The following is a 21,655-nucleotide window of genomic DNA, read 5'->3' as shown; positions in this document are numbered from 1 at the left end:
ATTCAACATTTCGATGTGTACCTACCGTTGATGCAAAACTGTCAGGTGGCTAGATCTTTTTCTAATAATGCTCTTTTTGCCAAGAAACTTATTGCTTTTGACTACAAAAATGTTAAAAATCTGAAGAAAATTGTGTTTCCTAGTGAAAAAACTATATATGACCCCTGTCCAATATCTACGTGCATAGTGACACTTTTTGATTGTGAAAATAAGCCTTATGATATACTAGCGTTCAGAATTACAGTCTATAAAACCGCGAGGAAAGTATGCTCTTTGAATATATTGCCATTGCAGTTTTGCTCATCCTTACAACGGCAGTAGCTGTCATTGCGATCACTCTGGGGGGGCTGTTTGGCCCTCGTCGAGAGACCAAACGCAAGGCAATGCCCTACGAATCAGGGATGGCGCCCATCGGCCCCGGCACACGCCGGATGCCAGTGCGTTTTTACCTTGTTGCCGTTCTTTTCATTCTTTTTGACATTGAAGTCATCTTCTTTTTGCCATGGGCCGTTGTTTTTCGCAAACTCGGCCTTTTTGGTTTAATCGAGATGCTCATCTTCATAGGCATCTTATTGGTAGGCTACATCTATGCCTGGAAGAAAGGAGCCCTTGAATGGGAGTAGAACAAAAATTAGGCGAGATGGGTGCCGTTACGACGACACTCGAACAAGCCATGAATTGGGGACGTACGCGCGCCATGTGGCCGATGCTTTTCGGCTTGGCCTGCTGTGCGATTGAAATGATGGCGGCTCAGTCAGCTCACTATGATATGAGTCGCTTTGGGATGGAATTAATGCGTCCCAGCCCACGCCAGGCGGATCTGATGATCGTGGCGGGACGTGTCAGCCGTAAAATGGCACCGGTTCTGCGCCACTTATTTGATCAGATGGCGGAACCGAAATGGGTTATCGCAATGGGGGACTGCGCATCCTGTGGTGGTGTATTCAATAACTACGCTGTCGTTCAGGGTGTAGACGAAATCGTTCCTGTCGATATCTACGTTTCCGGTTGTCCCCCGCGACCAGAGGCATTGATTGGCGGCGTTATGGCACTCTACGAAAAAGTAGAAGCTGAGAAAATCAAAGCCGCAGCTTAGTCCTGTTTAGGAAATCAAATAACTAATGGACAAACAACTCCAACCGATCGTTAAGAAATTGAAAAAGGAATTTGGCGCAGAAGTGACTGAGTTTCGTGGAGATGTGCAAGTTTTACTTGCCTCCGAAAAACTTATTGCTGCGAGCCTAAAACTGCGTGATGAATTTGATTTCGCGCTCCTTTCCACGATTACGGCCGTTGACTATTGGCCCGAAGAATCCCCGCGTTTCCACATTGTATATGTCTTCAATTCACTTAGTAAGAATTTACAACTTATGTTGCGGGTACCTGTGGCGGGAGAAAATCCCACTATCCCCACATTGACCAAAGTATACAAAAATGCCAATTGGCGTGAACGCGAACTTTGGGATATGTTCGGTATTAAAGTGGACGGACATCCCGATCTGCGTCGTTTGCTGATGCCCGATGATTGGAATGGCCATCCATTACGCAAGGATTACCCACTGGGTTATGAAGAACCGCAATTTACCTTCAATTATGAAGAGATTGATCTCAGCAAGCCACACGGGGAGGTTTAGCAAATGACAACTCCGTACACAATTCCTGAGGTTACTTTAGACGAGATCAAGCATCTTGTTTCACAACGCGCCATTGATGGTGAGACTGTCCTCTTAAATATGGGGCCTCAGCATCCCAGTACGCACGGTGTGTTGCGTCTCCTGCTTGAATTAGACGGTGAAACCGTTGTGACCTGTGTTCCCGATATAGGTTATTTGCATACCGGCATTGAAAAGAATATGGAATCCAAGACCTATATCAAAGCCGAGGTGATGACTGATCGCCTTGATTACTTGAATACGGTCGGGAATAACTTCGCCTATTGTTTGGCCGTTGAAAAGATGATCGAATTGGATGTACCGCCTCGTGCGCAAGCCATCCGCGTGATCCTGGCCGAGTTACAGCGGATTGCCTCCCACTTGATCTGGTTAGCGACCTCCGCTCTGGATGTTGCCGCCATGTCGGTTTTCCTCTACGCCTTCCGCGAGCGCGAAATCATCCTCGATGTCCTTGAGCTGGTTTCCGGCCAGCGGATGATGACGACCTATATTCGCCCTGGTGGTCTCTGGCGGGATGTCCCTGTCGAATTTGATGCTGCTGTCCGAAACATTCTGGATACTTTCCCCAAGCGGATCGATGAATATGAGGATCTGCTGACGAAGAATCCTCTCTTCCTCGACCGCACGATGGGGATCGGGAAAATTTCTGCCGAAGAGGCGATCCAGTGGGGGGCAACAGGATCAACGCTGCGTGGCTCCGGGCCAGATTGGGACTTGCGCAAGAAACGTCCCTACTCAGGTTATGAGCAATACGATTTTGAAGTTCCCACGGCAACCGAAGGGGATGTCTACGCCCGGTATCTGGTCCGCATCCGGGAGATGCGTGAGGCTTTGAAGATCATCGAACAGGCATTGAATAAATTACCGCTTGGTCCCGTCAGCACAAATGACCATAAATATGTTCCTCCCCCACGTTCTGAACTTGGGGTCAGCATGGAATCGCTGATCCACCACTTTAAGCTCTGGACTGAAGGTTTCAATGTCCCCAAGGGCAGCGTTTACGCTGCAGTTGAGTCCCCTCGTGGTGAGTTGGGTGTTTTCCTGGAAAGTGACGGTGGTCCTAAACCCTTCCGTATTCACTGGCGAACGCCTTCCTATAATAACCTGGAAGCGATGCCCGTAATGACTGAGGGTCTTTTGATCGCCGATTTGGTTGCGATAATCGGTAGTATTGATATTGTATTGGGAGATGTGGATCGATGAGCCTGGCTGAAAAATATCCACAAGAAATTGAGAAAGTTCTGGCAAAATATCCGCCGGAGCATAAGCGTTCGGCTGTGATGGCCTTGCTTTTTATGGCCCAACGTGAAGAAGGTTATATTAATAAACAGGATAAGGTGGATATTGCCAAAATCCTGGATATGACGACTACCGAAATCTCGGCTATCGTTGGCTTCTATAGTCTCTATCATGACAAAAAAGCAGGCCAGTATCGTATCCAGGTCTGTACCGACATCGGTTGTGCCCTGCGTGGTGCTGACCAGTATTTGGCAGATCTATGTGAAAAACTGGATGTGAAGCCGGGCGAAACCACCGACGATGGGCTGGTTACCATTGAAGAGGTCAAATGCCTGGCCGCTTGCGATAAGGCGCCAATGTTCCAGGTGCAAAGTAATAATGGAATCAAATATCACGAGCAGATGACCGTAGATACCACCCTCGAATTGATCGAAGCCTTGCGGAAAGACGCGAAGGAGGCAAAATAATGAAATATATGCTTCTTCGCCATCGTGATGTTCCGAATATCAACCAGATTGATATATACCAGAAAAACGGCGGTTTTGATGCGCTAAAGAAAGCCATCAAAATGAAAACCGATGATGTGACCAATGAGGTTAAAGAAGCCGGTTTACGTGGTCGTGGTGGCGCAGGTTTCCCGGCTGGCGTGAAATGGTCCTTTATGGATAATAACAACTGGCCCCATTATGTTGTAGCCAACGCCGATGAATCTGAACCGGGCACCTTCAAAGATCGTGAGATCATGGAAAGCAACCCATTCCAATTCCTGGAAGGGATTGCGATTTGCTCTTATGCGGTCGGTGCAAATGCGGCCTATATTTATCTGAGGGGTGAATTCTGGGAAGTCGCTCATTTCCTCGACGAAAAGATTGAAGAAATGGAAAAAGCTGGTTTTCTTGGAGATAAGATCCAGGGCACAGATTACTCCCTGAAGATTTACACACATCTTGGCGCAGGCGCTTATATCTGCGGGGAAGAAACCGCAATGCTAGAGTCGATGGAAGGAAAACGCGGCCAACCCCGTGTGCGTCCGCCTTTCCCGCCCTCCCAGGGTCTCTATAATAAACCGACTGTTGTCAACAATGTTGAAACCCTGACCAGTGTTCCTTATATCATTAATAATGGTGCCAAAGAATATAGAAAATTTGGTACAGATAAAAGCCCTGGAACGAAGATATTTTCCCTTTCAGGAAATGTCAATAAACCGGGCAACTACGAACTCCCGCTGGGAACCACCTTCCGCGAATTGATCTTTGAACATGGTGGCGGTATCCCGAATGGTAATACGATTAAAGCGATCATGCCCGCTGGCGCCTCCTCCTCAATGGTTGTCGCAAATGATGAAGCCCTCGACACACCCATGGATTACGAGAGCGTGCCCAATGTCGGGGGCGATCTCGGCTCTGCATCCGTTATCGTTGTAGACGACTCGATCAGTCTCGATTGGCTGATCAACAAGACGGTTTCCTTCTTCGAGCATGAATCTTGTGGCAAATGTACACCCTGTCGGGAAGGCGCTTACTGGATGAAGCAACTGACTTCCCGGATTCACAACGGAGAAGGCACTCAGGATGATGTTGAGTTGCTCAAAAGTGTAGCCACTCAAATTCGTGGTACAACCCTTTGCGCGCTGGGTGAATTCTCAACGATGGCTGTAGTTAGCTCCATTGAACGCTTCCCTGAAGATTTTGAAGCGAAGGTATAGTTTATGACCAAAGAAGTTACCCTCACAATTGACGGCAAAGAAGTAACCGTTTCGGCTGGTTCGCTGGTGGTTGATGCTGCCAAAAAAGCCGGTATTGATATTCCCGCCTTTTGCTACCATCCAAAAATGGAGCCAGTTGGCATGTGCCGCATGTGCCTGGTCGAAATTGGTCGTCCGGCCATCGACCGGGCCACAGGTGAAGCTGTAATGGAAGACGGAGAGCCCAAGATCAACTGGGGCTGGAAGTTGGAAACATCCTGCACTAATCCTGTTTCTGAAGGCATGGTGGTTAAGACGGCTACCGAAAAGGCGAAGCAGGGACAAAACGGTATGCTTGAATTCCTGCTCACCTCCCATCCGCTGGATTGCCCGGTTTGCGATAAGGGCGGCGAATGTTTGTTGCAGGATTTGACCCTGGCGCACGGACCCGATAAGAGCCGCTTTATATTTGATGAGAAGCACCATGCCCAAAAGCATGTTCCCCTGGGGGATGCTATTTGGTTGGATCGCGAGCGCTGCATTCAATGCGGACTCTGCGTCCGCTTCCAGAGCGAAATTGCCGGTGAGCCTGTTCTCGATTTTGATTTTCGTGGACGAAAAACCGAGATCGTTACGACCTCGGAACCCGGCTTTGATTCCGTTTTTTCGGGAAACACTACCGATATCTGCCCGGTTGGTGCGCTGACGACAAAGCAATTCCGTTTTGGGGCACGGCCTTGGGAATTGGATGCTACCGCCTCCATTTGTGCGGAATGCCCTGTTGGCTGCAATACCGTTTTGAATACCCGGCGTGAGGCCAAGAGTGGCGGCAAGATCGTAGTCAAACGCGTCATGCCCCGTCAAAACGAGCAGGTCAACGAGACCTGGATCTGTGATAAAGGTCGTTTTGCAGACTTGAATGCAGATAATCGCCTGCTTGAACCAAGCCCCGCTGAGTGGACAGATGCCATTGGCGCTGCAGCCGAAAAATTGAGTGCCGCCAAAGGTGATGCCGTTTATCTTGTAGATGGCAGCCTGGCTAATGAAGAACTCTATAATATCAAATCCCTTGCCGATGAGGTTGGCGCCAAAGCCCTTTGTTACAGTGAAGTTGGCGGTGGCGAGTTGACCACAAAGGTCGGCATGAAGGGAGATATGGGCAAGATGGGCGCAGAAAGTGCGATCCTTGTTGCCGGTGTTGATCTTTACACTGCTGCCCCGATCTGGTGGTTGCGTGTCAAGCAAGCCGCTGACCGTGGTGCGACCCTGATCGTGGCAACGCAGGAAGCGAATCGCCTGGATGCTTTCGCTACAGTAATTCGCTATAAAGCAGGCGGCGCTGTAAAGGCACTTGACTCAAAAGAGATCAAAGAGGCATTTTCCAAAGCTGAAAATACGGTCATCTTTTATGGCAATGAAGGCATGGATTTGAAAGCCTCGCAAAAATTGGCGAAAGCCTGTGCTGATATGCTGCCCAAAAAGGAAGGTCTGATCGGTGTCTGGGCAGATGCCAATACGCAGGGTGCCTGGGAGATGGGCTTCGAACCTGTCGAAGATTTGGCGAAGGTGTTGAAGGGTAAAACAGTGTATGTCGCCGGGCAGGATGCTTTGGTAGCAGCCGCTGTTGAAGTGGCAGATATTATCGTTGCGCAGACCGCACAGGCAACGGAAGCTAGTGAAAAGGCGAGCGTGACTCTTGCATCCCGGATCGTTGCAGAAATGGATGGGACTTTCACATCCGCTGAACGACGTGTCCAACGATTCTTCCCAGCAGTTCCCCCCAGGGGAGATGCGCTGCCTGGTTATGTGATCACGGCGCAAGTTGCTGAGAAGATGGGCGTCACTCTGGATATGGAAGCTGAAGACCTTTTCTCCGCTTTCTCTGATTTGAGCTATGCAGATCTGGCTGAAGTGAATGCTGAAGAGAGCCTGAGTATCGCCGGCACTTGTTATGAAAATAAGCAGGGCCTGGGAGCACAGCTTCCGGTAGCCGTGCCAACGAATTAAAGGAAGTCATCGTATGGACTCTGCCTTGTTTTGGGAAATTTTCTTCAAATCACTGATCTTGATCCTGGTGCTTTTGACGGGATTTGCCTACACAACCTATTATGAACGCCGCACGCTGGCACGGATTCAATCACGTGTTGGCCCGAACCGCGCTGGCCCCTTTGGGTTGTTGCAGCCGATTGCGGATGCGGTCAAGCTGATCTTCAAAGAGGAATTGATTCCAGGCCAGGCCTTCAAAGCGGTATTTATATTGGCGCCAATTCTTACGGTTGTACCCGCGATCCTGATCACCGCCACTGTCCCCTGGGGCGGCACAGTCATGATCGGTGAACGCGCTGTGAAGTTGGGCGTTGCCGATATCAACGTAGGCGTCCTCTATATTATGTCGGTTGCTTCAATCGCGGTCTATGGCGTTGTTTTGGCTGGCTGGTCGAGCAATAATAAATACGCGATGATGGGCGGATTACGTTCAACCGCGCAGATGATCAGCTATGAGCTGGCACTGGGACTTTCCTTCGTCGCAGTGATTTTATTAGCCAACTCGATGAAAATGACCGAGATCGTCGAGGCGCAACGAGGACTTCCGTTTTTCTTATTGCAACCAGTTGGGATGATTGTCTTCTTCTTCGCGACATTAGCCGAATTAAATCGCGGCCCCTTCGATATGCCTGAAGCTGAGCAGGAAATTTCCGCAGGCTATAACGTGGAATACTCCGGCATGAAATTTGCCCTTTTCATGATGGCTGAATATACCAAGATGATCTCGATATCTGCGATCACCGCAACGATCTTCTTTGGTGGCTATCTTGGACCAGGCGTGGATGCATATCCCTGGCTTGGCCCGATCTATATGTTCGTAAAAATATTTTTGATTTTATTTATGATGATCTGGGTGCGTGCCTCCTGGCCGCGCATCCGTTATGATCGCCTGATGGCGTTGGGATGGAAGATCATGCTACCTCTGTCCCTGGCGCTTGTTTTCACCACAGCAATAGGTATCTTGCTTGCAGACTTGTTTGGTGGGATGTGGTTGTGGCTGATTCCCGTCTTTTCCTTAATCTCTGGAGCGGTAGCTGTTCAGGCGATCAATCTTTCTCTAAGGAGGAAGGCTTATGCTCGTTGAGTTGCTACGTGGTCTAAAGACCACGTTCAAGATGATGCTCGATAAGCCGGTTACGATCCAGTATCCGGAAGTGAAGCGGCCTGTCCGCCCACGCTATAAGGGCCGTCATGAACTGAAGCGTTATGATAATGGTTTGGAAAAATGTATTGGCTGCTCCCTGTGTGCGGCAGCCTGTCCTGCGGATGCGATCTTTGTTGAAGCATCAGAAAACACCGATGAAGAACGCTACTCTCCAGGTGACCGCTACGCCAGTACTTATGAAATCAATTTCCTGCGCTGTATTTATTGTGGCTACTGCGAAGATGCCTGTCCCACCGAGGCGATCGTTTTGGAGCATGAGTACGATATGTCCTATACCAATCGTTTTGATGCGATCTTCCCCAAAGATAAGCTGATCGTTCCTGTCCCATCGAATGGGAAAGCAACCCCGCAGAAAACAGAACCGGGCCTATTTGATCGCTCTGTGCCTGAGATGAAAGATCCACAGGATTAGGTGAATGATGACTATTGATCTTATTCTCTTTCTGATACTTGCTGTTGTAGCGATCGCCACAGCCTTGGGCATGTTGGTCAGTCGGAATGCCGTTTACTCGGCCTTGTTTCTGGTGCTCAATTTTGCCACTGTGGCTGTCTTCTATTTGTTGCTGGGTGCGCCCTTCATTGCCCTCACGCAGGTCACGGTTTATGCCGGTGCGATCATGGTTCTTTTCCTCTTTGTCATCATGCTTTTGGGAACGGACGAACTTCCTGAGCGCAAGGTGCTGAATTGGCAGAAACCGATGGCAATTTTTCTTGCACTGGTTTTGATGGCTGAAGGCGTTTACCTGATCTTCATCCAGAAATCGGCTTCGGGCTTGATCAATAACGCCCCAGGCGCTGACTTTGGCAGTCCCCAGGCAATTGGTGACATGCTTTTCAACAAATATCTCCTGCCCTTTGAAGTGACCTCGATCTTGCTTTTGGTCGCTATGGTTGGGGCAATTGTTCTAACTGGAAATATGAAAGGAGGGCAGAGTTAAGATGGTCCCTGTAACTTATTACGTCGCCCTCTCCGCTGTCCTGTTCATCATCGGTGCTATGGGTGTACTTGTACGCCGGAATGCACTGATCATATTCATGTCGGTTGAGTTGATGCTTAATGCGGCCAATCTCGCCTTCGTGGCCTTTGCCAGTGTTAATAATATCCTGGATGGTCAAATCTTTGTCTTCTTCATTATCGCTGTCGCCGCCGCAGAGGTAGCTGTTGGTTTGGCACTAATTGTTGCCATCTTCCGTACGAAGAAAAGCATTGATGTTGACCAGATCAACATGCTGAAAGGATAAGCCCAGATGAATTTTAGTGAAGTTGCAAATACCGGCTTATTCTTCAATTTAGCCCCTCTGCTCGTTTTCCTGCCTCTGATCGGTATGCTGATCAATATGATCTTCGGTGGAAAAATGAGCGAGAAGGCTATCGGAACGGTGGCAAGCCTGGCATCCGGTTCGGCTTTCGTCGTTGCCCTTTTACTGGCCTATTCTCTCTCCGCCGTACATGGACAGGCCTATACTGTCCCCTTTGCGGAGTGGATCCATATCGGCGAACTCCAACTGGATTGGACATTCCGCGTTGATACTCTCTCAGCTGTAATGATGCTGGTCGTCTCCGGTGTTGGAACGCTGATCCATATTTACGCCATCGGTTATATGCACGAAGATGTTCGTTTCAAGGATGACCTGCGCCGTTTCCGCCGTTTCTTTGTTTTCCTGAATCTCTTCATCGCCATGATGATGATTTTGGTCAGCGGTGACTCCTACCTGATGCTCTTCGTCGGTTGGGAGGGTGTCGGGCTTTGTTCCTTCCTGCTGATCGGTTTCTGGTACGATTTCGATACCCTCGGGCAAAAAAGCACAGCAAATGCTGAAGCTGGCAAGAAGGCCTTTATCGCCAACCGGATCGGGGATTTCGGTTTCCTGCTGGCAATTTTCACCACCTTTTGGCATTTCGGCAGCTTACAGTTTGACGAAGTTTTCGCACAAGCTGGACATCAACCTGCTACCGTTATAACGGCGATTACCCTGTTTATGCTGATCGGTGTGACCGGCAAATCGGCCCAGGTCCCGCTTTACGTCTGGCTCCCGGACGCGATGGCTGGTCCCACCCCCGTCTCCGCCCTCATTCACGCTGCGACGATGGTCACCGCAGGTGTCTATTTGGTCGTCCGCTCTGCCCCGCTTTATTCAGCGGTACCTGGCGCTCAATATATTGTTGCGATGATTGGCGCGGTCACGGCCCTCTTTGCTGCCACGATCGCTGTCGGGCAATACGATATCAAGAAGGTCCTGGCATATTCGACCATCAGCCAACTGGGCTTTATGGTTGCTGCTGTGGGCATGGGCGCTTATGTGGCCGGAATCTTCCATCTCGCAACGCACGCTTTCTTCAAAGCCCTGCTCTTCCTTTCGGCTGGTTCAATTATTCTCGGTATGGAACGTGGTCACCATCATCTTGCCCATGGGCATGATGAAGAAGTCTTCGATCCCGGCGATATGCGCAATATGGGTAACCTGCGCAAACAGATGCCCGTTACCTTCTGGCTTTATATGGCCGGGACGCTGGCTCTCGCTGGAATCTTCCCCTTCGCAGGTTTCTGGTCGAAGGATGAAATTCTGCTGGATGCCAAACTTCACGCTGAGCATTTCCCCGGCGTATACGCCCTGCTTTCCATCGCCGCCTTCCTGACCGCCTTTTATATGGGCCGTCAAATCTGGATGGTCTTCTTCGGTAAAGAACGCACCGATGTTGCCAAGCACGCCAAAGAAAGCCCCCCGGTGATGACTGTTCCGCTCATGGTTTTGGCAGCCCTCGCTGTATTGGGTGGCGCACTCAATCTTCCATTTGAAGGATTCCACAATCTCGGACACTGGCTTGGATATACCCTCGGTGAAGTTGAAGGCTTGGCGCTTGACCTCGGCGTAGCTGGTATTTCCACGATTTTAGCTTTGGTAGCTATTGGTATTTCCTGGCTGATCTATGGACGTAATCCGCTCAAGGAAGGACAGCCCGATCCGCTTAAAAAGCCGCTGGGCTTCCTCTTCACAGGCATGGAAAATAAATGGTTTGTGGATGAAGGCTATAAAGCCGTTATCATCACGCCTTTTGAAAAATTGGCAAAGTTCCTTTCTATCACGCTGGACTGGAACTTCTGGCATGACTGGTTCCACAATAGCGTCATCTTTGCAGGTTTCCAGAGTTTTGCACGTTTCCTTTCAGACCCGGTCGATATGGGCATCATCAACGCCATCGCCGATGGATTGGCGAGCCTGACCCAACGCTCATCCGAAGGTTTGCGTCGTATCCAAAATGGTTTTGTACGCAGCTACGCCCTCTCTGTTTTACTCGGCGTGGTTGCGATTTTAGGATATTTACTTTTCAAATAAAATCGTTAGAACTGCACTTGAAATGAAATGAAAAGTGCGTTGCAGTTCGGTCTTGGCAGACCCGATGTGCAACGTATCCAAAAGCGGATGCAATGCACATCTGCGATGAAAAAAAAGAAGTCACTCGCCGTACAATTGCTCACTGGGCAAGCAAGCCTAAAACATGTGCGATGCGGCACTTCATCAAAAAATAATTGTGGATAAATTTTCACAAAATTAAGAAATAATGAGGACCGACTATGGACTTTGAGCTACTTCCCAATCTAGTCACATTTTCCCCACTGGGGGGTGTACTGTTCCTTCTCTTCCTTAATTCCGAGAAGAAAAATCTGATCCGCTGGGTGGCATTGGCGACATCATTAATCACATTTGGCATTTCGATTTGGATGCTGATGCAGTTTGATGCCAACAATCCCGCTTTGCAGATGGTGACCAATCTCTCCTGGATTCGAATTGCAGACTGGAATATCTCCTATTATATGGGTGTGGACGGTTTGAGTATTTTACTGATCCTCCTGACCACCTTCCTGACCCCGATCTCGATCCTGTCCACCTGGACAGCTGTTGAAGATCGTGTCAAAGACTTCATGATCTTCTTCCTGATGCTCGAAGTCGGGATGCTCGGTGTCTTTATGGCCCAGGACCTATTCCTCTTCTACGTTTTCTGGGAATTCACCCTCGTCCCGATGTATTTCCTGATCGGTATCTGGGGTGGACCACAACGCATCTATGCCGCCATCAAGTTCTTCCTTTACACGATGGCTGGCTCCCTCCTGATGTTGCTTGCCATCCTGTGGTTGGGTATCAATCAAGGCTCCTTCGCTGTTCCAACACTGATTGAATTGGGGAATATCCCCCTTGGCATCCAGACCTGGCTCTTTCTCGCGTTTGCCATCGCCTTTGCGATCAAAGTCCCGATGTGGCCGCTCCACTCCTGGTTGCCCGACGCCCATGTCCAGGCACCCACAGCTGGTTCCGTTATTCTTGCTGGTGTCCTCCTGAAAATGGGTACTTATGGCTTCCTGCGCTTCAACCTGCCTCTTTTCCCTGAAGCATCCATCAAATTCGCTCCCATGATGGCAGGACTTGCGGTCGTTGGCATCATCTACGGCGCAATTGTTTCCTACTATCAGCAGGATATCAAAAAACTGGTCGCATACTCATCTGTCAGTCACCTCGGCTTCGTGATGCTTGGACTATTTGCCCTCAACTCGCAGGGTATTCAGGGCGGCATCCTGCAGATGATCAACCATGGTCTCAGCACCGGCGCATTGTTTCTTTTGGTCGGTATGATCTACGAGCAGACCCACACCCGAGTTTTTGATGTTTACGGTGGATTGTGGAAACTGATGCCGGTCTACGGTACGGTAATGCTCATCGTAACGCTCTCATCGATGGGCCTGCCCGGACTGAACGGCTTTGTCGGCGAATTCACCATTTTGCTTGGCGCTTGGGGTGCTGGTATGCCTGGTGAAGTATTGGGGTCTTACTGGTACGCAGGTCTCTCCGCTATCGGCGTGATCCTCGCCGCGATCTATATGCTCTATATGTTCCAGAAGATATTCCTCGGCCCCGAAGGCTCCATCGTGGAAACCGTCAAAGATGCCGGACATGCTTTGCGTGACCTCAACGCCCGTGAGATCATCACCATCGCTCCGCTGCTCGTCTTCATCTTCTGGATCGGTCTCTATCCGAAACCCTTCTTTGCACTGATTGCACCTGCAGTAAATAACCTTGTAGAGATTTTGCAAGCAGCGGCAATGCACTTAAAATACAGTCTCTGAGCGGAGCGAAGCGCAGTCGCCATCCGCTCCTCAATCTGAAATAGAAGAGAATTATTTATGATTCAATTCGATATAAACAACTTAAAACCGATACTCCCCCTTATCGTGCTGACAGTCTGGGCTGTTGCCCTGCTTTTGGTGGATCTCTTTATCCCCAAGGAACGTAAGGGCCTGACGGCGCTATTGGCCGCAGCCGGGTTGGCATTGACCATAGGTTTTGCTCTGGCCCAAACGGGTCAGACAGGCCTTGGCTTCAATGGGATGGTAGTCCTTGATGGCTTTTCTACCTTCCTCAATGTCTTGCTCCTGGTGACAGGATTGATGGGAATTTCCCTCGCTTATGGCTATCTCAAGCGGATGGGCATCGAACGTGGCGAATACTACTCACTGATCCTGTTTAGCATTGTTGGCATGATGCTGATGGCACAGGCTGCTGATTTGATCGTGGTCTTTATCGCCCTTGAGCTTCTTTCCATTCCTCTTTATGTGCTCGCTGCCTTTGCCAACACAAATGCAGCCTCAGAAGAAGCAGGCATTAAATACTTCCTCCTGGGAGCCTTTTCAGGTGGATTTGTTGTTTACGGCATCGCCCTTGTCTTTGGCGCAACCCAAACAACCGCTATCATCGAGATCGCTGCCGCAGCACAGGCTGGCACAGCAAATATCCCTCTCATGCTGGCGGGCTCTGCCCTGATCATGGTTGGATTTGGCTTCAAAGTTGCTGCAGTTCCTTTCCACATGTGGACACCAGATGTCTATCAGGGCGCACCGACCCCCGTGACAGCTTTTATGGCGGCTGGTGCAAAGATCGCTGGATTTGCCGCGTTAATGCGTGTCTTTTCCACGGCCTTCCCCTCCCTGGCCGCTGATTTGACACCCGTCCTCGCCATTCTGGCTGCCCTGACGATGATCGTCGGTAATGTCGTCGCAGTTGCGCAGACCAATGTCAAGCGGATGTTGGCATATTCAAGTATTGCCCACGCGGGTTATATCCTGATGGCTTTTGTGGCTTTTGGAAACCCCGAAGTCGCCCCGACCGCCATTGCCGCTGGGATCTTCTATCTGGTAACTTATGCCGTGACCAACTTCGGTTCCTGGGGTATTGTCATCGCTCTTGAAGAAGCAGAAGGTAAAGGTCTTGAACTGGATGATTATGCCGGGCTGGGACGCAAGAATCCCCTGATGGCAGCCGCGATGACCGTTTTTATGTTCTCACTCGCGGGTATCCCTCCCACATTAGGATTGTGGGGAAAAATTTATCTTTTCAGTGCCGTCGTCGCCGTGGATTTCTATTGGCTGGCAATTATCGGTGTGCTGACCTCGCTGATCTCAGCTTTCTACTACTTGCGCCTCGTCGTGATCATGTATATGAAAGATGGTGAACCGAAAACTACTTCGGAATGGTGGCTCAATCTTAGCTGGATAAGCATGGCAGCCATTACCGTTATTCTCAGCTTCATTCCGGCCTTCCTGTTTGGATGGGCATCAGAAGCGGTGATGAAACTCTTTTAGGAATGAGTTTATATATACTTTTGAGTGGGGCGCACTTTCAAAGTGCGCCCCACTTTTTATGGAGGTGCAATGTTAAAAGCTCTTATCTTTGATTTCGACGGACTGATCCTTGATACTGAGACACCTGAGTTTGAAGTTTTACAAAAGATTTACGCAGAATATGATGCAGAACTTTCCATATCAAAATGGGGGCAGATCATCGGCGGGAGCGGGGCGGAGACCTTCGATCCGCTGGCCGATTTGGAGCAGCTCACAGGCCGAAAAATCCACCGCCAACCCCTGCTGGATAGATGGCGCGCCGAAGCGGATGCGTTGATCCGGGCTAATCCCGTTTTGACAGGTGTGGTGGAACTTCTTGATGAGGCTCAGCATCGTGGCCTCAAGATGGCGGTTGCTTCCAGCTCACCGCATAAATGGGTGGATATGCATCTTCAACGTCTGGGACTCGTTGATCGTTTCGAGCATATCATCTGCTCGGACGATGTATCCCGCACCAAGCCCTCGCCGGAATTATTTCTATTGGCCCTCAGCAAGCTGAACGTCCGCGCGGATCAGGCAGTCGTTTTTGAAGATTCTCCCAACGGTGTTAAGGCAGCCAATGCTGCCAAGATCTTTGTCGTCGCGGTCTCGAATCCAATTACCTCACTACTCACTTTTTCTGGAGAGGATTTACGCCTGGAATCATTAGCGCAATTCTCACTGACAAAAATCGCTGCAGAAATTGGACAGATAAGGTAAAATTACCTCGCTAAAAAAACCTAAAGGAGAAACCCATGAAAGTAAGTCATTATGAGGGGGTGGATTGGCGAAAAATCGTAAGTAAATATCAAGTTGCTGATACCTGGCGTAGCGTCTGGCAGATCGTAAATACCCTGGTGCCTTATTTTATATTATGGGGGATCATGTTTTGGAGTGTAGGCATTTCGTATTGGCTGACTTTGTTGATCTCCATCCCAACGGCAGGTTTTATGGTGCGTACCTTTATCATCTTCCACGATTGTGGGCATGGTTCTTTTTTCAAGTCAAAACGTGTCAATACGGCTGTGGGCATCATTACCGGAATATTGGTTTTCACACCCTGGTATCGCTGGTGGCACGAACATGCCATCCACCATGCTACAGCGGGCAACCTCGATAAACGCGGTACTGGTGATGTGGATACCTGGACAGTGGAAGAATATCTGGCTGCACCGTTTTTTAAGAGGCTATGGTATCGAATTATGCGCCAACCCCTGGTGATGTTCACTATTGGTGCAATGATCGTTTTTGCTGTTGTTCAACGAATTCCGCTTCAATCGCACGGAAAACGTGAGCGAGCCAGCATCTGGTGGACAAATCTGGCGCTGGTCGTGCTGATCTCAGGTTTGATTGCGCTTGTTGGCTGGAAAACATATTTGCTGGTACAGTTACCAGTTCTTTTACTTGGAACTTCTGGTGGCGTTTGGATGTTCTACGTGCAGCACAATTACGAAGGCTCGTATTGGGAACGACAAGAAAAATGGGATTTCTACAAAGCTGCGATGAATGGCAGTTCGCTCTATGAATTGCCCGCCATTTTGCAGTGGTTTACAGGTAATATTGGTTTTCATCATATCCACCATTTAGGGCCGCGTATCCCCAACTATAAGTTACAGGAATGTCTCAAGGAGAATCCTGTTTTTCAGGTTAAATCATTGAATATGTGGAGCAGCCTGAAGACTTTGCGCTTACGACTTTGGGACGAGGCCACACAGCAAATGGTAGGGTGGGAGAGACTAAAAAAATATCGCCAACGTAGCTATGAAGCTTGATTGAAATTAAGAAGAAAAAAACTCCGCTGGGAAATCCGGCGGAGTTTTTTTGCAAAGATGGTTGTTAGCCCCGAATAAATTTACTGCCCAAAGCATTGCAAATCGGACATTTATCAGGAGCCTGGCCGAATTCAATATATCCGCAAACTGGGCAAAGGAAAAAATCTGTATCCAGGTCTTTGCCAGCTTTGACGGCTTCAAGGGCCTGTCCATATAGTTTGGCGTGAACTTCCTCCGCCTCAACGGCGTATTTGAACATGCGTTTTGCTTTATGATCCTCGCGTTCAGCCTCTTCTACCATAGGAGGATACATTTCTTCGGTTTCGTGCGTCTCGCCATCAATGGCAGCCTGCAAATTGTCGGCTGTGGAGCCAACGCCGTCCAGGGCCTTGAAATGTCCGGCCGCGTGGATCTGCTCGGCTAGCGCAGTCAGGCGGAATAAGCGGGCGATATTGGTCAGCCCTTCTGTCTCTGCTTTTTTGGCAAAGGCCGTATATTTTTGAAATGCCTGGCTTTCACCGGCGAACGCTTCTTTCAGATTTTCAGTTGTTGTGGGCATAATTAGTCTCCTTTTACTGTTTCCCTAACTATACTGGATGTCGGCGCAAGGAGCTTGTGGGTAATGTCATTATTTTGATGTGAAAAAATACCTTAGAAGTGGCATTAGTATAATTTTGTGGATTGATATTTGTTTTTCATGACCGCACGCAGCCCAAAGCTTGCCCTCGTTGGCCGAATCTTATTCTCGGCGTATCCATTATTTGCAAAAACAGGATTGTGCAGTGGATATTATTCACTTTTTATGATTAGACCTCTTGCATATGTGCTCCTGGCGGCGTCCCCGCCGCCGCCCTAAAGGATGCTGCGCGAAGGACGGCGGCTAGAGCAGTGTCAAAAAGGGACTTTTGCAAGAGATCTATTGACTAAACCACATAATGCTCATTTGGGTATTCTGCGAAATATCTATCTCTTCTATCAACCAAAACTGTGACGATTCTGGAGCCTTTCTTCATTTTTTTTGCCAGCTCAATTGCTGCAAAAACGTTGGCCCCTGATGACATACCACAGAATAACCCTTCTTCATTGCATAACCGGTCTGCCATATTTTTGGCATCTTCATTTCGAACTACGATTTCCTGATCCATCATATTCTTTTCAAGAATATCTTCAATGAGAAATCTCATTTTTGGTGCGCCAAATTTTTCAAGGGATTTATGTACGGCTCTGGATTGGATCCATTCAATCCTGGGATCATCGGTTGGCACAACCCCGGAAACATGGACATTGGAATTCCCACCTTTTAGGGCCTCAGCCACACCCAGCAGTGTCCCCCCGGTACCAATGGAAGCGACCCAGGCATCCACCTTTCCACCCATCTGCTCCAATATTTCTTTCCCTGTTCCTTCTCGATGTGCTGCTGCATTATTGATATTACATAATTGGTTGGCCCACCAAAATGAAGGATCACTGACACCAAGCTGATAGCATTGAGTCATTCTTATCGCAACAAAGGCAGCCGCTCTTTCCATATCGCTTAGCTCATCAAAATTTGATATATGGTCTTGTAAATCGATCGTGGTTACATTACAGCCAAATAGTTTTGCGATCCTGATCCGATCTGCGGGGTCGTAAGAACTGGATAGTTGGGCTGGTAAAAATAATTGAACCTTGTAGCCTTTCACCGCACCCACAAATGCCAGCGCAGGGCCCGTATTCCCGGTAGATTGATCGACAATGGTCCCTCCCGGTTTTAGCTCACCACTTTTCTCAGCCTCTTCGATCATACGAAGGGCCATCCGGTCTTTGATACTCCCGCCAGGATTCATGAATTCACATTTTACGTAAATTTCTGCATCTGATGATTCGACTACCTTGTTAAGTTTAAGCAAGGGTGTATTGCCAATTTTACTGAGAATATTCATCTTCTTTTTAGTTCCTCTTTTTAGAACTCTTATTCTTCCTTTTCAATCTCTCAAGTCGATGATTCAGCTCTCCCAACCAATGCTCTCGCTCGTGGAAGGGGAAATCTTCTGTCTTAACCATCTCCAATGCTGTCAGGACATATTCTTTTGCAACAACAAAATCCTTGGTGCGGTGTTCATAATGCTTGGCTAGCTCCACATGCGCATAGATATGACCATCCTCCGCAGCCCGCCCCCACCATTTTACAGCCTCTTCAATATCCCCGCGCCGACGTTGTAAAATGGAGAGACGTTTGACCGCACGCATAAAATCTTCCTGTGGCAATTTCCCTTCCAAGCCATGTTCATATAGGTGCGCAGCCTCGTCCCACTGGTGCAGGTCTTCAAAGAGTTTGGCGATGGCGATCACATCCAGGCTATGGTTTACACCCTCACCAAAGGGATCTGCGAGTATCGTTCCCGCGTGGTTGAGCAGGGCTGCCAGCGAAAGGATATCAATCTCATTATGGTAGAAAACGCCTTTCATTGGTTCTGCGTTTTTGTCACGGAGATAGTCGAAGTAGAGATAAGGGATTTCGTATCCGGGCACCTCCTCGGATGTGCGCCCAACACTGAGGATATGTTCTTCAATAGATTGGAGGGTTCGTGATGTGAGACGGTCACGCCACAGGCGGCGGGCGAGGTGGAGCAGATCAAGATGCGCATAGTCTTGAAAGGGGATCGGCATCTCATGCAAGCGGTAACGTGTTTGCAAAAGCGGCGCATCAAAAGATTTGCCGTTATAGCTAACCAAAATCTCACAGGGGGCAATAAACTCAGCGAGAGCCTCGAGCATGGCTGGCTCTTCAGATGGATCGCGAAGGAAGAATTGAGCCAAAATAAACTCATCTCCTTCAAAACGCCCCGCACCGACCATGAAGGCATAGGTCCCTGTACCGCCCGCAAGTCCGCTGGTTTCCGTATCAAAAAAGACAAATTTCTCAATGGGCAATCTGCTGATCCGCTCATCCTTTGCCCAGGCTGAGAGCAGGTCGGGAAGGGGCGTGGTGGGGAGCAAGGGAATATCCCCATGCAGATGGTTTAGCGGATATCGCTGCTCGTAGACGAAGGTCTCCCCATAATGGGTTTGACGGTAGTCGCCCGGAACGACCGATTCGATGGGGGTATGCTCAGCAGGTTTGGGGCGCGGATGCTCCGTCGCGCCGACTTTGACGCCGAGTGATTTCAATTTATCTGCCAGAGATTTCTTTGGAGATGAATTCATGTCTCCAATTGTATCCGCAAAATTGAATAATAATGCTACACTAAGGAATGCTATCCAAGGAGGAAGAAATGCTCCCATTCCCAACAAAGAGACGTTCAAAAGATGATGTGTTGACCAGTATGCGTACCGCCCGCGACCACGATGTACAGTGGCAGCAGGGTAAAGCCTTTGGGCTGATCTATCATGTGGATGAGGCTGTTGATGCGCTGTTACAGGAAGCATTTACGATGTTCTTTGCCGAAAACGGGTTGAACCCGACCGCTTTTCCCAGCCTGAAGAAGTTTGAGACCGAAGTTGTTTCGATGACGGCCAGTTTGCTCGGTGGCAATGCGCAGGTGAGCGGGAATATGACCTCTGGCGGGACGGAGTCCCTGCTTTGCGCAGTCAAGACCGCCCGCGATTGGGCGCGCGTAAATCGCCCAACGATCACTACGCCTGAAATGGTTTTGGCGCGCAGTGCGCATCCTGCGTTGGAGAAAGCGGCCCATTATTTTGGGGTGCGTGTTGTGCAAGTCCCTGTGCGGGCTGATTTGCGGGCAGATGTGAATGCCATGATCCGCGCTGTTTCACAAAACACGATCATGATGGTGGGCTCGGCTCCGGCATATCCGCATGGCGTCGTTGACCCAATCCGTGAGTTGGCAGCTGCGGCGCAGGAATTGAAGATACTCTTCCACGTGGATGCCTGTGTGGGTGGGTTTATGCTGCCTTTCGTTCGCAAGCTGGGCTATCCTGTGCCAGACTTCGACTTTGGCGTGCCCGGCGTGACATCGATATCTGCCGACCTTCACAAATATGGCTACGCAGCGAAAGGTGCTTCGGTGATCCTGTACAAAACAGCAGAATTACGCCGTCATCAGATGTTCGTTTCCACCGATTGGTCGGGCGGCATTTACCCATCCCCAACGCTCGCGGGAACGCGGCCTGCCGGGCCGATCGCAGCAGCCTGGGCAGTCTTGAATTATTTGGGTGAGGATGGCTATCTGGAAATCACCGAAGCAGTGATGAAAACGGTTGAGAAAATGCGGGCAGGTGTGAACGCAATCCAGGGGTTGAAGACTTTGAGCGACCCGGAGATGAGCATTTTTGCGATTGCAGCAGATCCTTCGTCGGGTGAGAGTCTGGATATGTATGAAATGGCTGACGAGTTGGGAGAGCGCGGCTGGCATTTGGATCGGCAGCATTTCCCAAAATCCTTACATATGACCGTCAATTATGCGCATATCTCTATTGCAGATGATTTTCTGCACGACCTGGCTGAATCTGCGGATAAGGTGCGTAAACCATCCATGCAAAAGAGCGTCAATAAATGGGTCATTAAAATTGCCAATTTTCTGACGCGCTTCCTGCCGGAGCGATGGATCAGCAAAGCAATGGCCAAGGTTTCCGCGCTGTTGGGGGGATCGGGTGGTGGCCTGCCAAAGCGTATGGCTCCGATGTATGGGCTGATCGGATCGTTGCCTAATCGCGGTGATCTGAAAGAGTTGGTCCTCGATCTGCTGGATTCAATGACGCGCTATAGCAAGGAATAGGGAATTTCTGGGAACTTTATTTTATTGCTTGGCGTCTACCTGATGAAAATAAAACTTTTATGAACACGAGGTAAAAATGAAAAAGAACGTAGCTTTCCTGATTTTGATCGCAACTCTGCTCACCGCTTGTGCGGGAACAATTACATTGAACGGAACGACCTGGGAATTGGTCTCCTATGGTCCCGTTGATAACCCAACAATGGCTTTACCCGATGTGGATGCAACGATCTCATTTGATGATGATGACAATCTGAAAGGCAATGTAGGTTGTAACGGTTTCTTTGGAGAATATGAAGTATCCGGAAATACCATCTCCACAGGTCCGCTGGCGTCAACCATGATGGCATGTGAAACCCCTCAAATGGACCAGGAATACGCAGTATTAATGCTGCTCAATGGCACTCTTGATTTCGAGAGCGATGGTGCAACGCTGACTATTTTCTCGGAAGATGGCACGTCGGCATTGAACTTGATTCGCACAGAGAATTAAGAAAAAGCGGGGTTGAATAAAGATAGGCATAAGATGGCTTGCAAGTCATCTTATGCCTATCTGGTTTTTAAATGCATTGGCAACGATAAAAAACTGGACAGGTTTTCTGGTAGGGATTATTATCAAATCCAGTGATGAACTTTACTCTTTGCCTCAGAGCCTGAATACTTGAGAATGCCAAAACCCAGTCCAAAGAAAAATATATTTTCGCAAAAAAA

21 protein-coding genes are annotated in these 21,655 nt (G+C 49.2%); 18 read left to right on the top strand and 3 right to left on the bottom strand.

Annotated elements, in window-relative coordinates:
* Positions 1–266: 266 nt before the first annotated feature.
* From AC3DOM_RS01495 to AC3DOM_RS01420, 16 genes are all read left to right on the top strand, one after another.
* Entirely contained in the window at positions 267–623 is a 357-nt protein-coding gene (locus AC3DOM_RS01495; RefSeq protein WP_487917252.1) for an NADH-quinone oxidoreductase subunit A, read from the top strand.
* On the top strand, positions 614–1,096 hold the full coding sequence (locus AC3DOM_RS01490; RefSeq protein WP_487917251.1) for an NADH-quinone oxidoreductase subunit B: 483 nt from the start codon (positions 614–616) through the stop codon (positions 1,094–1,096). Before AC3DOM_RS01495 ends, AC3DOM_RS01490 begins: the two co-directional genes overlap by 10 nt.
* A gap of 25 nt (positions 1,097–1,121) precedes the next feature.
* Positions 1,122–1,634 (top strand): NADH-quinone oxidoreductase subunit C, encoded by a 513-nt coding sequence (locus tag AC3DOM_RS01485; RefSeq protein WP_487917250.1) that lies wholly within the window; start codon positions 1,122–1,124, stop codon positions 1,632–1,634.
* Between the two features lie 3 nt (positions 1,635–1,637).
* Complete coding sequence (nuoD, locus tag AC3DOM_RS01480; protein WP_487917249.1) at positions 1,638–2,876, top strand: NADH dehydrogenase (quinone) subunit D; 1,239 nt, start codon at positions 1,638–1,640, stop codon at positions 2,874–2,876.
* Positions 2,873–3,379 (top strand): NADH-quinone oxidoreductase subunit NuoE family protein, encoded by a 507-nt coding sequence (locus tag AC3DOM_RS01475; protein ID WP_487917248.1) that lies wholly within the window; start codon positions 2,873–2,875, stop codon positions 3,377–3,379. The genes nuoD and AC3DOM_RS01475 overlap by 4 nt, the downstream gene beginning before the upstream one ends.
* On the top strand, positions 3,379–4,617 hold the full coding sequence (gene nuoF, locus AC3DOM_RS01470; protein ID WP_487917247.1) for an NADH-quinone oxidoreductase subunit NuoF: 1,239 nt from the start codon (positions 3,379–3,381) through the stop codon (positions 4,615–4,617). The genes AC3DOM_RS01475 and nuoF overlap by 1 nt, the downstream gene beginning before the upstream one ends.
* Before the next feature lie 3 nt (positions 4,618–4,620).
* On the top strand, positions 4,621–6,603 hold the full coding sequence (locus tag AC3DOM_RS01465) for an NADH-quinone oxidoreductase subunit G (RefSeq protein WP_487917246.1): 1,983 nt from the start codon (positions 4,621–4,623) through the stop codon (positions 6,601–6,603).
* Between the two features lie 13 nt (positions 6,604–6,616).
* Positions 6,617–7,726 carry an NADH-quinone oxidoreductase subunit NuoH gene (gene nuoH, locus AC3DOM_RS01460; RefSeq protein ID WP_487917245.1) on the top strand — a complete coding sequence of 370 codons (1,110 nt, stop codon included), beginning with the start codon at positions 6,617–6,619 and terminating at the stop codon, positions 7,724–7,726.
* On the top strand, positions 7,716–8,219 hold the full coding sequence (nuoI, locus tag AC3DOM_RS01455) for an NADH-quinone oxidoreductase subunit NuoI (protein ID WP_487917244.1): 504 nt from the start codon (positions 7,716–7,718) through the stop codon (positions 8,217–8,219). The genes nuoH and nuoI overlap by 11 nt, the downstream gene beginning before the upstream one ends.
* Before the next feature lie 7 nt (positions 8,220–8,226).
* A complete protein-coding gene (locus AC3DOM_RS01450) occupies positions 8,227–8,745 on the top strand; it encodes an NADH-quinone oxidoreductase subunit J (protein WP_487917243.1) in 519 nt (172 codons plus the stop codon).
* Between the two features lies 1 nt (position 8,746).
* Positions 8,747–9,049, top strand: a complete 303-nt coding sequence (gene nuoK / locus AC3DOM_RS01445) for an NADH-quinone oxidoreductase subunit NuoK (protein WP_487917242.1) — start codon at positions 8,747–8,749, stop codon at positions 9,047–9,049.
* A 6-nt stretch (positions 9,050–9,055) separates the two neighbouring features.
* Entirely contained in the window at positions 9,056–11,143 is a 2,088-nt protein-coding gene (nuoL, locus tag AC3DOM_RS01440; protein ID WP_487917241.1) for an NADH-quinone oxidoreductase subunit L, read from the top strand.
* Between the two features lie 239 nt (positions 11,144–11,382).
* Positions 11,383–12,927 carry an NADH-quinone oxidoreductase subunit M gene (locus tag AC3DOM_RS01435; protein WP_487917240.1) on the top strand — a complete coding sequence of 515 codons (1,545 nt, stop codon included), beginning with the start codon at positions 11,383–11,385 and terminating at the stop codon, positions 12,925–12,927.
* 57 nt (positions 12,928–12,984) lie between these two features.
* Complete coding sequence (locus tag AC3DOM_RS01430; RefSeq protein WP_487917239.1) at positions 12,985–14,439, top strand: NADH-quinone oxidoreductase subunit N; 1,455 nt, start codon at positions 12,985–12,987, stop codon at positions 14,437–14,439.
* A gap of 69 nt (positions 14,440–14,508) precedes the next feature.
* Entirely contained in the window at positions 14,509–15,177 is a 669-nt protein-coding gene (locus AC3DOM_RS01425; protein ID WP_487917238.1) for an HAD family hydrolase, read from the top strand.
* Positions 15,178–15,212: 35 nt separating this feature from the next.
* Positions 15,213–16,229 (top strand): fatty acid desaturase, encoded by a 1,017-nt coding sequence (locus AC3DOM_RS01420; RefSeq protein ID WP_487917237.1) that lies wholly within the window; start codon positions 15,213–15,215, stop codon positions 16,227–16,229.
* 64 nt (positions 16,230–16,293) lie between these two features.
* Here the strand turns inward: AC3DOM_RS01420 and AC3DOM_RS01415 are convergent, their stop codons facing one another.
* The 3 genes from AC3DOM_RS01415 to AC3DOM_RS01405 all read right to left on the bottom strand — a co-directional run bounded on the left by AC3DOM_RS01415 (position 16,294) and on the right by AC3DOM_RS01405 (position 19,415).
* Positions 16,294–16,788, bottom strand: coding sequence for a rubrerythrin family protein (locus AC3DOM_RS01415; RefSeq protein ID WP_487917236.1), 495 nt, complete (start codon positions 16,786–16,788; stop codon positions 16,294–16,296).
* Positions 16,789–17,152: 364 nt separating this feature from the next.
* Entirely contained in the window at positions 17,153–18,151 is a 999-nt protein-coding gene (locus AC3DOM_RS01410; protein WP_487917235.1) for a PLP-dependent cysteine synthase family protein, read from the bottom strand.
* 7 nt (positions 18,152–18,158) lie between these two features.
* Positions 18,159–19,415 (bottom strand): ribonuclease H-like domain-containing protein, encoded by a 1,257-nt coding sequence (locus tag AC3DOM_RS01405; protein ID WP_487917234.1) that lies wholly within the window; start codon positions 19,413–19,415, stop codon positions 18,159–18,161.
* A gap of 68 nt (positions 19,416–19,483) precedes the next feature.
* On the opposite strand from AC3DOM_RS01405, the gene AC3DOM_RS01400 reads away from it, so the two are divergent.
* Positions 19,484–20,947 (top strand): pyridoxal phosphate-dependent decarboxylase family protein, encoded by a 1,464-nt coding sequence (locus AC3DOM_RS01400; RefSeq protein ID WP_487917233.1) that lies wholly within the window; start codon positions 19,484–19,486, stop codon positions 20,945–20,947.
* A 76-nt stretch (positions 20,948–21,023) separates the two neighbouring features.
* The gene (locus AC3DOM_RS01395) at positions 21,024–21,437 is read left to right on the top strand and encodes an META domain-containing protein (protein ID WP_487917232.1); all 414 of its coding nucleotides are present in this window, start codon (positions 21,024–21,026) and stop codon (positions 21,435–21,437) included.
* Positions 21,438–21,655 lie beyond the last annotated feature (218 nt).

It is taken from the genome of Candidatus Desulfolinea nitratireducens, from assembly GCF_982879505.1.
This window is presented reverse-complemented; position numbering and strand designations above follow the sequence as displayed.